The 11,992-nt window shown below is 31.3% G+C and carries 13 protein-coding genes; 9 read left to right on the forward strand and 4 right to left on the reverse strand.

Translation table 11 applies throughout. The features are described 5' to 3' along the window. Positions 1–196: 196 nt before the first annotated feature. The 6 genes from IX290_RS09995 (at position 197) to IX290_RS10020 (ending at position 6,119) form a co-directional block, all read left to right on the forward strand. Entirely contained in the window at positions 197–1,459 is a 1,263-nt protein-coding gene (locus IX290_RS09995) for a M20/M25/M40 family metallo-hydrolase (protein ID WP_211493043.1), read from the forward strand. Then, entirely contained in the window at positions 1,449–2,246 is a 798-nt protein-coding gene (locus IX290_RS10000) for a DUF3100 domain-containing protein (protein ID WP_211493044.1), read from the forward strand. The genes IX290_RS09995 and IX290_RS10000 overlap by 11 nt, the downstream gene beginning before the upstream one ends. Then, positions 2,239–2,733, forward strand: a complete 495-nt coding sequence (locus IX290_RS10005) for a hypothetical protein (protein ID WP_211493045.1) — start codon at positions 2,239–2,241, stop codon at positions 2,731–2,733. Before IX290_RS10000 ends, IX290_RS10005 begins: the two co-directional genes overlap by 8 nt. 413 nt (positions 2,734–3,146) lie before the next feature. Then, on the forward strand, positions 3,147–4,097 hold the full coding sequence (locus IX290_RS10010; RefSeq protein ID WP_249169244.1) for a bile acid:sodium symporter family protein: 951 nt from the start codon (positions 3,147–3,149) through the stop codon (positions 4,095–4,097). A gap of 15 nt (positions 4,098–4,112) precedes the next feature. Further along, positions 4,113–5,186, forward strand: a complete 1,074-nt coding sequence (locus tag IX290_RS10015; protein ID WP_211493047.1) for an iron-containing alcohol dehydrogenase family protein — start codon at positions 4,113–4,115, stop codon at positions 5,184–5,186. Positions 5,187–5,204: 18 nt separating this feature from the next. Beyond that, the gene (locus tag IX290_RS10020) at positions 5,205–6,119 is read left to right on the forward strand and encodes a branched-chain amino acid transaminase (protein WP_211493048.1); all 915 of its coding nucleotides are present in this window, start codon (positions 5,205–5,207) and stop codon (positions 6,117–6,119) included. 95 nt (positions 6,120–6,214) lie between these two features. Here the strand turns inward: IX290_RS10020 and IX290_RS10025 are convergent, their stop codons facing one another. Further along, positions 6,215–6,427 (reverse strand): hypothetical protein, encoded by a 213-nt coding sequence (locus IX290_RS10025; protein ID WP_211493049.1) that lies wholly within the window; start codon positions 6,425–6,427, stop codon positions 6,215–6,217. Positions 6,428–6,657: 230 nt separating this feature from the next. Between IX290_RS10025 and IX290_RS10030 the strand changes: the two genes are divergently transcribed. Beyond that, entirely contained in the window at positions 6,658–6,936 is a 279-nt protein-coding gene (locus tag IX290_RS10030; protein WP_211493050.1) for a hypothetical protein, read from the forward strand. A gap of 123 nt (positions 6,937–7,059) precedes the next feature. On the opposite strand, the gene IX290_RS10035 is transcribed toward IX290_RS10030, so the two are convergent. Continuing rightward, positions 7,060–7,857 carry a hypothetical protein gene (locus tag IX290_RS10035; RefSeq protein ID WP_211493051.1) on the reverse strand — a complete coding sequence of 266 codons (798 nt, stop codon included), beginning with the start codon at positions 7,855–7,857 and terminating at the stop codon, positions 7,060–7,062. A gap of 28 nt (positions 7,858–7,885) precedes the next feature. Next, a complete protein-coding gene (locus tag IX290_RS10040) occupies positions 7,886–8,503 on the reverse strand; it encodes a hypothetical protein (protein ID WP_211493052.1) in 618 nt (205 codons plus the stop codon). A gap of 217 nt (positions 8,504–8,720) precedes the next feature. Here IX290_RS10040 and IX290_RS10045 point away from each other — a divergent pair, with 217 nt between their 5' ends. Both IX290_RS10045 and IX290_RS10050 read left to right on the forward strand, forming a co-directional pair. Continuing rightward, complete coding sequence (locus IX290_RS10045; RefSeq protein WP_211493053.1) at positions 8,721–9,044, forward strand: hypothetical protein; 324 nt, start codon at positions 8,721–8,723, stop codon at positions 9,042–9,044. A gap of 418 nt (positions 9,045–9,462) precedes the next feature. After that, positions 9,463–10,239 carry an ABC transporter substrate-binding protein gene (locus IX290_RS10050; protein ID WP_211493054.1) on the forward strand — a complete coding sequence of 259 codons (777 nt, stop codon included), beginning with the start codon at positions 9,463–9,465 and terminating at the stop codon, positions 10,237–10,239. Between the two features lie 268 nt (positions 10,240–10,507). Here the strand turns inward: IX290_RS10050 and IX290_RS10055 are convergent, their stop codons facing one another. Further along, on the reverse strand, positions 10,508–11,893 hold the full coding sequence (locus IX290_RS10055) for an aminopeptidase (RefSeq protein ID WP_211493055.1): 1,386 nt from the start codon (positions 11,891–11,893) through the stop codon (positions 10,508–10,510). Positions 11,894–11,992: the final 99 nt, after the last annotated feature.

Here is an 11,992-nt window from a genome sequence, read left to right on the forward strand (position 1 = left end):
GCTTTTTTCATTTTTTTATAATTTATTTTTAAAATATAGATAATATATCTCAAAACCCCAATAAATTTAAGTGTTCTTATTTTACGGACATACCATAAAAATATTGATTTTTTTGAGTTTACTGGTACAATTACTAAGTAAAGAAACACAATTTTTTTACCTTAATATAATATTAAAAACCAGAAAGGATGTTTTTATGGAAAAATTCAAAGAGATTTTCAGTATAGGAGAGGAAATCTATTTAAACCCAGAATTAGGATTTAAAGAGAATCATACCTCTAATATAGTAGAAAATTATGTAAAAAAATATCTTCCTCAGGTAAAGATTGAAAAATTTGCTCAAACAGGAATTAAATTCAATCTCCCAGGAGAAAGAAAGGACATCAATGTAGCAGTTATTGCAGAACTTGATGGAGTCTTTGCCCCTAGTCACTTCCATGCAGACTGTAAAACTGGAGCAGCTCACAACTGTGGTCACCACACTCAAGTTGCAATTATGCTTCATCTTTTTAGATCTCTTGTTGAAAATGAAGAGTATAAGAATCTTGATTTCTCAATAGGATTTATTTTTGTCCCTGCTGAAGAGTATTTAGACCTGGATTACAGAAAAAAATTAAAAGAAGATGGAGTTATCACATACTTTGGCGGAAAAGCAGAAGGTATGAAAGATGGCATCTTTGATGAGTATGATTTTGGAATCTGTGTCCATGCTATGGGAGGAGTATTCCCACAAAGAAGTATAGAGGTAAACTGTGATTTAGCTGGATTTATGTATAAAAATTATAAATTTAAGGGAAAGGCAGCTCATGCTGGATTTGCACCATCAGCAGGAGTTAATGCATACAGCATCTCAACTCTTTTTAATGTTGCCCTTGGTATGTATAGACAGCAGATTGATGAAAAATATTTAGTTAGAATAAATCCTGTTGTTCTTCACTCTAATATGGGAGTAAATGTAATTCCAAATGAAATAACTGTTGGAACAGATATAAGAGCTCACTCTGCTGAATATATGATAAAACTTGCAAATCAGCTTGATAATATGGCAAAAGGATCTGCAATGGCTCTTGGTGGAGAGGTTGAAATTGAAACAAATATGGGATATCTGCCATTTATTCAATCAAGATATCTGTCAACATTTGTAAAATCAGCTTATGAAAAATTTGAAGAAATAAAATTCTGTAGAGATGAAACACCTATCAGTGCAGCAGGTGATATTGGAGACCTTTCATATATTATTCCATCTATTCAGATTGGTTATAGTGGATTTAAAGGAACTATCCATGGAGACGATTTTATCCACGAAGACAATGAGTATATCTTCTCTATATTCCCACAATTTCTAATGAGTGTATTAAAAGAGATGAGTGGAAAAATTGATAAATCACAACTTTATAAAAAAAGTTATGAAGAGTATAAAAAAACTATAGATATCTTAGGAGGAAACGATGAAAAATAAGAATCTGCCTTACCTTATTATCTTCTCTGTAATAGTTATATTTGCAGCTGAGATGATAGGATTTAGAGCTATCACTTTTGGAAAATTCAAAATTGGACTTTTGCCTTTACTATTTGCACTTATCATCACTATGGTTCTTGCAATTAAATGCTTCAGAAAAGGGATATTAAAAAAGATTTATGCTGAGGAAAATGTAAATTTTGCTGGAAAATATCTGATTATTATAATGCTGCCACTTATGGCTAAATATGGTGCTGACGTTGCTCCAAAACTTAAGGATATCCTTTCAATAGGTTGGATCTTCCTTATTCAGGAGCTTGGAAATGTTGGAACAGTTGTAATAGGGCTTCCTGTTGCTATTGCAATTGGACTGAGAAGAGAGGCTATTGGGTCAACTCTTGGTCTTGGAAGAGAGGGAGAGCTTGCATATATCTCTGAAAAATACACTTTAAACTCAGATGAAGGACGTGGAGTTCTTTCAATGTATATCTTTGGTACTCTGTTTGGAGCTATTTTCTTCAGTGTTGCTGCTCCAATATTCTTAGAACTTGGTTACAGAATAGAGGCTCTTGCTATAGCTTCAGGAATGGGTTCTGCAAGTATGATGACTGCTGCAAGTTCATCTCTTGCTGCTGTATTCCCTGAGAAAGCTGAAACAATTAGAGCTTATGCTGCTGCAAGTCAGCTCCTTACAAGTTTTATAGGAACATTTACAATGGTCTTTGTAGCAGTACCTCTTCAAAGATTTATGTATAGAAAATTAACTGGAGGTAAAAAGAATGACTAAGAATATAACTGAAAACTACTATGTTAAAAATATACTTATTCTTATCCTGAGCCTTTCTCTTATATTGTTTACTCAATGGATAAAGGTGATGAAATATGGTGAAAGAGGTCCTAAAATCACTGGTTATACAATAGCTGGACTGTTTATTCTTGGACTATTTGCTGTAATTGGAATTGCTATTCAAAGATTTATGCAACGTTGCCCTGTAAAATTTATAAGAGATTTCCCTATCCTTGGATGGGTATCAATTACATCTCTTATATTCTGCATGATGAGCAACGAAGTGGTAAAAGCTATAAATGGTGTGGATTTTCTATCTATCACAACTCCTATTCTTACATATGCTGGAATCTCAGTTGCAAATAAGTTAGGGGTACTTAGAAGTTTGTCTTGGAAAATTGCAATTACAGGAATATTTGTCTTTATAGGAACATATCTTGGTTCTGCAACTTTAGCTCAAATAGGACTTTTCCTTGCAAATAAATAATCCTTTAATCTTCTAAAAATTGAGATTTTCATAACAATTTTTATAAAAAACATGATTTTTTTTTGAAAATTTCTTGATTTTTTTGTCAACTTAGTATATTATAAAGAAAATTTATATAACTTTTAAACAGGAGGGAACAGATGTCACTAGTATCTAACTTAGTCATAATTATTAGTATAATAGCTATATTGATTATAATAATATCTATAATCAATACTTTTTCGCATACTAATAAATCTTATGTTAGGTATAAACTGATTTCGTCCTTCAATGAATAAAAAATTTGAGAAATAATCTTAAATATAATTCTTGTGATAGATTAAACAGCCTAACTAGGCTGTTTTTTTTTATAAATTTTATTAAAATCTTGGAGAGTGATAATTATGTTTTTTTTCAATCGTTTGAGCAACATTATGGGAAAGTATTTTGTTCTTCTTATCTTAACTATGGCAATCATAGCTATGGTATTTCCAGCTCCTTTCTTATTAGCTTTAAAAGTAAAGGTATTTAGTCAATCACTTATTACTATAGGATTGGGAATAATCATGTTTATTATGGGAATTACTCTTAAAAAAGAGGATTTACAAATTGTTTTCACAAGACCTAAAGATATTCTGATTGGGTGTGTAGCACAATTTACAATTATGCCATTAGTAGCATATTTCCTTGCAAAAGCATTTAATCTGCCTCCTGCTTTAGCTGTTGGGCTTATCCTACTTGGAACTTGCCCTGGAGGAACTGCAAGCAATGTAATGACATATTTAGCTAAAGGAGATATCGCTATTTCAATAGGAATGACAACTGTATCTACTCTTCTTGCTCCACTATTAACTCCAGCACTTACCTATGCTTTAGCAGGACAATGGGTTGAAATTAATGTTTTAAAAATGGTTTTCGACATTGTAAAAATAGTAATTATCCCTATTACTTCAGGAATTTTATTGAGACATTTTTTTGAGTCACATATTGAAAAATATAAAAATATTCTAGTTATAGTACCTATCATCACTATCGTCATGATTATGGGACTTTGTGTAGCTCCAAATAAACTTAATCTATTAAATGCAAGTATTTCTCTTATTTTAGCTGTATGTTTTCATAACTGGATTGGATTTGGACTTGGATATTTAGTCGGAGCATTAACAAATATGAATAACGAAAAGAAAAAAGCTCTATCTATAGAGGTTGGTCTTCAAAACTCAGGTCTGGCTTTAGGATTAGCTACACAATTTACTAATCCTCTTACAGTACTTCCAGCAACTCTTGCCACTGTTATTCATCAATTATCAGGTTCTATTTTGGCAAGTATGTTTGCTAAAGGTTTTGCACTGACGAAGAAAGAAAAAGCACAAGTTGAACTGTAAAGGAGGAGAAGTTTTATGAAAAATGTATTTTTACCTAATTATAGTATCGGAGAAGATATTTACTCAGAAGTACCTAAGATAGCTTCATCTTATGGTAAAAAGATAGTCTTTATCGGTGGAAAAACCGCTTTAGAAAAAGCTGCACATCTTGTAAAAGAAGAGGTTGAAAAAGTAGGTTTTAAAGTTCTTGATATCTTATGGTATGGTGGAGAAGCTGCTTATGAAAATGTAGATATGTTAAAAGAAAATACAAATGTCCAAGAGGCTGATATTATCTTTTCTTTTGGTGGGGGAAAAGCCCTTGATACTTGTAAAATTTTAACTGGCCAATTGAATAAAACTCTTTTTGCTTTCCCAACTATTGCCTCTACATGTGCAAGCATTACTGGTGTTTGTGCTGTGTATAAACCTGATGGTATATTTCATGGACTATATTGGAGAGGAAAACCTGCTGAACATACTTTCATTAATACTAAAATTATTTCTGAAGCTCCTCAAAAATATTTGTGGGCAGGAATTGGTGATACTTTAGCTAAAGGATTCGAACCTGAGTTCTCAGCACGGGGAAAACAACTTGATTATTACAACTCTCTAGGAGTAAAAATGTCTATGCTTTGTTATAATCCTTTAGTTACATACGGTGAGGAAGCACTTGAAGATTGTAAAAATAATAAAGTTTCTTCCGCTTTGGAAGAAGTAATATTGTCAATAATTGTAAATACAGGACTTGTTTCAAATCATGTTATTAACGATTACAACAGCTGTGTTGCCCATGCAATATGTTATGGATTTACTACATTACCTAAAGTTGAACACAACCATTTACATGGAGAAATAGTATCTTATGGAGTCCTTGTTCAGCTTATGTTAGATGGTAAATATGAGACTATTGATGAACTGCTTCCATTTTATAAGAAAATCAATTTACCAACTTCTTATAAGTGGTTTGGAGTTGATAGCAATGATATTAAACAGGTTGTTACAAAAGCTGTTTCTGTAAATGATGTTAAAGTGGCTGCTTTTACAATTACAGAAGAGAACTTAACAGCTGCAATAAATAATTTAGAAAAATATGTACCTAATAAATAATACTTAGGAGGAAATATAATGATTAATACAACAAAAATTTGGATGAACGGAAAATTAGTTAAACATGATGAGGCAAATATTCATGTATTATCTCATGTAGTTCACTATGGAACATCTTTTTTTGAAGGAATTAGACTATATAATACAGAAGAAGGTCCAGCTATTTTTAGACTTGACGAACATATCAAGAGATTATTTAATTCTGCAAAAATATATAGAACATCTATTCCATTTACAGAGGAACAAATAAAAAAAGCTATAATTGAAACAGTTAATGCAAATAATTTAACACAGGGATATATTCGTCCAATTGTTTATAGAGGATATTTTGAGTTGGGAGTAAATCCAGCTAACTGTCCAATTGATGTTGCTATTGCTGCATGGTCATGGGGAGCTTATTTAGGTCAGGAAGCTTTGACTAAAGGAATTCGTGTTCAAGTGTCATCTTGGAGAAGACCTGCTCCTAATACTCTGCCTTCTCTTGCAAAAGCTGGTGGAAATTATCTTAGTTCTCAACTTATTAAAATGGAAGCACTTGAAAATGGTTATGAAGAAGGGATTGCTCTTGATTATCTAGGCAATGTCAGTGAAGGGAGCGGAGAAAACCTATTTGTAGTCTTAAATGGAAAGATAATTACCCCTGGACACGGATCTTCGGCACTTGACGGAATTACAAAAGATACAGTTATTTTGCTGGCAAAAGAACTTGGCTATGAAGTTGTTGAACAAAACATTCCAAGAGAATTATTATATACGTGTGATGAATTATTCTTAACTGGAACTGCCGCTGAAATTACACCTGTATACTCAGTTGATGGAATTCAGGTAGGAAATGGAGAAAGAAGGATTACATCAGCAGTTCAAAAAGCATTCTTTGATTTAGTAACTGGAAAACATAAGCTCTCTAAAGAATTTTTAACATATACAAAATAATCATATAAGATTAAAGAACATATATCTGATAACTTTCAAAGATATATGTTCTTTAATTAGATAAATATTTTATAATCAATAATTTCATTTTAAATCTACATTTTTTTCTTTTTTTTATGTTTTTTATTCTTTTCTTCCTCTTTTGCTTTTTCCTCTTTTTCTTTAACTTTTAATCTTATTATTTCAATTATTTTTTTAATTATGCTATAAAAACTTAATATCACAGCAGAAACAAGTAAAATTATTCCAAGCATTGCATCAAATTTATAAAAGCATAAAATCCCCAATATAAGTAAGATAATCTGCATATTCCACCTCCATATTTTACATTTAAAATATTACCCCACATAGTTTAGATTGTCAATTTAAGAAAACAAAATTCTCCCTCACCTTGGTCAAATCTTACCTTTCTCGTGAACATTTGACAACTCTATGACTTTATAATAAAATAAAAATATAGGGTGTATGTTTTTTTATAAAAATAATCCTTTATATTTTTGTGAATTTGTATTATCATAGAGGTGTGGGGGGGATGCATATGAAAAAAATCGATATTTTTCCAGAGTTTCTTCTATGTGAAGAATCTACTGTGCTTCTGAAAAAAGATAACCCAAATGCATTGGGTGTATATAATTATAAAGATATTTTAATAAGTGTATTTAAAAATAATGGGATTAAATCCTTGTCTATACAGAACCAAGGTGATAGAAAAATAGATGATGATGAACTTGAAAATATAGCAGTCCATTTTATAGGGCTTAACTATAAAGTAAAAACAAACTATACAATTGAAGAGATAAGAGACGACAATAACTAAGTGAAAGAGAGCTGTTATAAGTCAGTATCCATAACTGATTTGCAACAGCTTTTTTGTTTTCACACAAAATCTTTATAATTATATGTAAAAAAGCGGGAATATCCCGCTCTTTTTATATTAAAACTAAATCTGCCCAAGTCTTGCAAGTGCAAATATCTCTTTAGCCATATCTCCAAATTTATCTCTATAATATTCATATGTTCCTCTATAGGTGTCCATATAATTATCCATAAATATCTCAAATCCTTCATCATTGCTATCTAAATTCAGGTCCATATCTTCTCCAATATCAAGTTTTACATCTAAAAGTTTTAATCTTCCTTCATTTTTACAATATAGTGGTACCCTTTTTATTTTTAGCATCTCTATATGATTGGCAGTTTTACTATCCAGGATAGCTATATCTGGAGTATCAGAATATTTAAGCCCCATCTGTAAATATTTATCAACTATTCTTGCAGCTAAAAACATATCTGTAAATTCCAATATATTTTTTCCCAATCTATACCAATTTCCATTGTAGGTATCCTGTGAACTCATAAGTGTTTCCAATTTATCCTGAGATATTCCAACAGCACTGCATGTCTCTGGAATAGTGTCATATACTTTTTTTATATGCTCATCACTGTCTATTTCAGCAATTTTAGCATCTAAAAATATCCCTTCATCATTTACAAAAAAACTGTCCACTACATCATAATCCTCATCTAAAAGATAGTATCTTTTCTCATTGGCATCTGCCATAATATATCTGAAAAATCCTCCAAAACTTCTATAGTGCTCCTGAAGGTCTAAAAACTCACACATACTTCCTTTAATAACATCTATAAATTTATATGCCTGAGCATGCTTGCATAGCTCTGAACACATCAGATTTATATATTCCATATCCTCTTTAGTTAAACGACTCTTAAATCTCATTTTCTGCTCCTCTGATAATTATTTTATATTAATAACCTGCTCTTGCTTCATAGTCATAAAAAAAACTATCCAGGTTATACTGTCTACTATATAGCATCTTTACCATATCTTTTACTGCCTCATAACTTCCAAGGCTTTTCTCAGCTTCTTTAAGCTCTTTTACAAAATCACTTCCATCAAAACTTTTATCCTCAATATGGAAATATAAAAGAATTGCCATTCTTATACTGACCTTAAAATCCCTTGGGAACAATCTATCTGCAAACTTATACACAGTCATGGCACTTTTATACTTCTGAGCCTCTTTTAATAAACCTGCAATACTTGTATATGGAGATGAAAAATCACACTCTCTGGTACAACTCATAAGATACCACGCTATTGCATCTAAAAAATGCCCACCTCTTCTAAAGGTCTCTGCTGTAGAAAAGCAGTATTGTGGTTCAAAGGTAAAAACCGGTTCTCCATTATATGTAGCTATTCTCAATTTTCCAATCTTTTTTAAAAGAGTTTCAAATTCTTTTGCTAACATCTCATCTCCCTTTAAATCCTGACGATTTATAAGAGGGACTATTTTTTTCACCATTATTTTATCCAATTCAAGGGCAATGTCGTTAAAATCTACATCCTTTGAAAAAAATATCATTCAATCATCTCCAAACTTGCTAATTCTCATACTTTTATCTAGTATACTATATTTGCTTTATTTTTTAAAGGAGATAGAGGAAAAGTGATGATAATTTATTTTTAAAAAAATTATAAATACCATAAATTGTTGTAATGTGGTATAATGTATATAATATATAAAATATTAACAAAAGATAAAAGCTTAGTTTCAAATAAATAAATGGAGTTGATAGTCTATGGAATTTAAACGGGCTGCTAATGAACATGAAGCAAAGAAAATCATGGAACTACAATTTCAGCATGACGATGACTTTATCTTTTTGGGGAGCTTTTTTACAAATAGTAATATCAATATAATACACTGGCAACAGACAGATAATGAGGGAGAGATTATAAGACAATTATCTGTAGTTAAATTTAACTATGATTTGACCCTTCTTCCTATTGAAGATAGCGTGATTGATGAGATAGCCAGAAGCTTTATTGGGGAACGTTATGAGGTCAAATGTCAACAAAACAAAATTTATGTCATCAAAGAGGTAAAGCGATTTGTCTGCTAGAATTACCAGTTTAACAGAACAGGGTGCTCAATGAGCACCCTGTTTTTTGTATATGAAAAGGACTGCTACAAATTTGCAACAGTCCTTTCCATGCAATAAAACAATAATAAAATAAGGAGATGATTCTATCAAAAATCTGCTCTGTTTTTATCTTTATATTTTAATTATACTCTTTTACCATGACATATAATGTCATTTTAATAATTTTTTTTAAAAAATTTAAAATTTGACTTTTTTCTATTAAAAGGATACCATCTAGTTTAATAAACTCCGGTTTTTTATAATTGGAGTTTTTTATTTATACTCAGGAGGATATTGTGAAGAAAATTCTTTTTTTTTATTATTAATATTTACATTCACTATAGAAACTTACAGTGAAGTGAACAGCAAAAAATACAATAAAATAATTTCCCTTTCAATGGGAAGAGATGAAATGGTCTATGGACTTGTACCTAAAGAACGTATTCTAGCTCTTAGTGGCAATTCTCACAAAAACGAAATGAGGTCAGCTCTGTGGAACAAAATAGATGATATTGAAGAGGTACATGACAACATAGAAAAGGTCATTGTTATGGAACCTGATATTGTAATTGCTCCAGACTGGACTAAAAAAACTGTTGTTGCACATTTAGAAGAGGCTGGAATTTATGTTTATATATATAAGACCCCCAGAAGTTTTCAAGAAGAAATTGAGACTATTTATGAACTTGCCAAAATATTAGAGGTTGAAGAAGCTGGAGAAAAAATAGTATCTAACATGAAAAAAAGGCTTGAAAAGGTGCAGAAAAAAATAAAAGAGCTGGATATAACTCCACCAAGAGTTCTTGAATACTCTCATTATGGAAGTACCAATGGAAAGGGAAGCATGTTTGATGATATGCTATCTCAAATCTATATTACAAATGTTGCTAATGAGATAGATGCAAATGGTTTTGCAAAGCTTTCTAAAGAGAGTGTCCTTGCAGCTAATCCTGAAATAATTCTCATTCCTATTTGGGATTCTACAGATAAGAAAGAGTGCAGCAAATTTTTTGACTTTATAAAAAATGATAAAAGTATGCAGGAGATTGAAGCTATTAAAAATGGAGATATCTACCCTATCCCTGGAAAATATATCTATATGTATTCACAATATATAATAGATGGAATAGAGGAGATAGCCAAAATTGTATATAAAATAGAAATAGAGGCCTAAAACAGCCTCTATCCCCTGGAGTAATTATACTGATATGAGAAAAAATATCTCTATCACACTATTTAAAACTGGCAATGTGCCATAGTTAGATATCTTAAGCCACCAACTAGGTGGCCTTTAAAGGAGCGATGAAATGAGATACCTTTTGCCTTTAATATCTCACTTTGTCTAGCTTATTATACAACATTACCTATGTCAGAAAATGTCATTTTCCTAAAAAAGTAAAAATATTTTTTAATTTTTCTCATAAACAATATATTATTTTCTATTATCCTCTTTTATAAAATGCTTTATATCCTCTGTAAGTCTCATATACATCAAGCTTTGATGATACTTCAAATGGAGAGTGCATAGCAAGTAGTGCTGGTCCTATATCAATAGTATGGATTCCTAGAGCAGCCAGATATTTTGCAACTGTTCCTCCTCCACCTTCATCTACTTTTCCAAGCTCTCCTATTTGCCAACATACATTTTCAGCATTTAATATTCCTCTTACCTTTGCTACGTATTCAGCGTCAGCATCATTTGTAGAGCTTTTTCCTCCTGCACCTGTATATTTAGTCACAACTACACCAAAACCGATTTTAGCAGCATTTTGTGAGTCATGAACACTTGGGAATATTGGATCTATTCCTGCATTAACGTCTGATGATAGAGCCTGAGAATTCCATAGTGTTCTTCTAAGCATCATCTCATTAAAGTTACCTTTTACTTTTTCTATCATATCACCAGTAAAGAATCCTAAAAAGTCAGATGTAAGCCCTGTACTTCCAGTAGAACCGATTTCTTCCTTATCAGCTAGGAAACATACTGCTGTTTTTTCTGGTATTCCTTCAATGTCAGTTAAGGCTCTCATAGATGTATATCCACATATTCTGTCATCCTGTCCATAGGCACCTATCATAGATCTATCAAATCCTAAATCTCTTGCTTTTCCAGCTGGAACAAGTTCAAGTTCTGCAGATATAAAATCCTCTTCCACAATTCCATAATCTCTATTTAATATCTCTAAAATTGCATATTTAACTTTATCCTTTACCTCTTTATCCTCTATAGTAGATGGGATACTTCCAACGATGATTTGAAGCTCTTCTCCTTTTATTACCTCTCTCATCTTTCTATCTCCCTGAACTTTTCCAGCTAAGTGAGGAAGAATATCAGGTATTGTAAATACTGGATCTGACTCCTTTTCTCCAATAGAAATTTCTACTTTTTTACCATTTTCAAGTATAACTACACCATGCATAGCAAGTGGTATAGAAGCCCATTGATATTTTTTAATTCCACCATAGTAGTGAGTCTTCATATATGCAAGATCAAACTGCTCATATAAAGGATTTCCTTTAAGGTCAAGTCTTGGTGAATCCACATGTGATACTACATAGTTGATCCCTTTTTCAATATCCTCTTTACCTATTATTGCAAGTACAAGGTTTTTACCTCTATTTACATAGTAAACTCTATCTCCAGGAACTAAATCTTTTTCCTCTAAAGCATTTACAAACCCTTTAGATTCAGCAAATTTTATTCCCTCTGTTACAAATTTTCTTTCAGTTTTTGCAATATCTAAGAAACTTTTATACTCTTCTGAAAATTTAAAAATTTCTTCCTTTGCAAGTTGTTTTTTCCAACCATTTTCATTTTTGTATAGCATTATTTTCCCCCTCCTGTATGTTATAAATCTCTTTATTTTTAAGTTTATCTTCTGATATTATATCATATTTCATTGGAAATAATTTACTTTTATCCCAAT

Source organism: Fusobacterium sp. DD2 (assembly GCF_018205345.1).
GTDB lineage: Bacteria > Fusobacteriota > Fusobacteriia > Fusobacteriales > Fusobacteriaceae > Fusobacterium_A.

Bases quoted from the DNA above. Each gene is read 5' to 3' on its own strand.
- IX290_RS09995 (WP_211493043.1), top strand. From the start codon at position 197: ATGGAAAAATTCAAAGAGATTTTCAGTATAGGAGAGGAAATCTATTTA.
- IX290_RS10000 (WP_211493044.1), top strand. From the start codon at position 1,449: ATGAAAAATAAGAATCTGCCTTACCTTATTATCTTCTCTGTAATAGTT.
- IX290_RS10005 (WP_211493045.1), top strand. From the start codon at position 2,239: ATGACTAAGAATATAACTGAAAACTACTATGTTAAAAATATACTTATT.
- IX290_RS10010 (WP_249169244.1), top strand. From the start codon at position 3,147: ATGGGAAAGTATTTTGTTCTTCTTATCTTAACTATGGCAATCATAGCT.
- IX290_RS10015 (WP_211493047.1), top strand. From the start codon at position 4,113: ATGAAAAATGTATTTTTACCTAATTATAGTATCGGAGAAGATATTTAC.
- IX290_RS10020 (WP_211493048.1), top strand. From the start codon at position 5,205: ATGATTAATACAACAAAAATTTGGATGAACGGAAAATTAGTTAAACAT.
- IX290_RS10025 (WP_211493049.1), bottom strand. From the start codon at position 6,427: ATGCAGATTATCTTACTTATATTGGGGATTTTATGCTTTTATAAATTT.
- IX290_RS10030 (WP_211493050.1), top strand. From the start codon at position 6,658: ATGAAAAAAATCGATATTTTTCCAGAGTTTCTTCTATGTGAAGAATCT.
- IX290_RS10035 (WP_211493051.1), bottom strand. From the start codon at position 7,857: ATGAGATTTAAGAGTCGTTTAACTAAAGAGGATATGGAATATATAAAT.
- IX290_RS10040 (WP_211493052.1), bottom strand. From the start codon at position 8,503: ATGATATTTTTTTCAAAGGATGTAGATTTTAACGACATTGCCCTTGAA.
- IX290_RS10045 (WP_211493053.1), top strand. From the start codon at position 8,721: ATGGAATTTAAACGGGCTGCTAATGAACATGAAGCAAAGAAAATCATG.
- IX290_RS10050 (WP_211493054.1), top strand. From the start codon at position 9,463: ATGGGAAGAGATGAAATGGTCTATGGACTTGTACCTAAAGAACGTATT.
- IX290_RS10055 (WP_211493055.1), bottom strand. From the start codon at position 11,893: ATGCTATACAAAAATGAAAATGGTTGGAAAAAACAACTTGCAAAGGAA.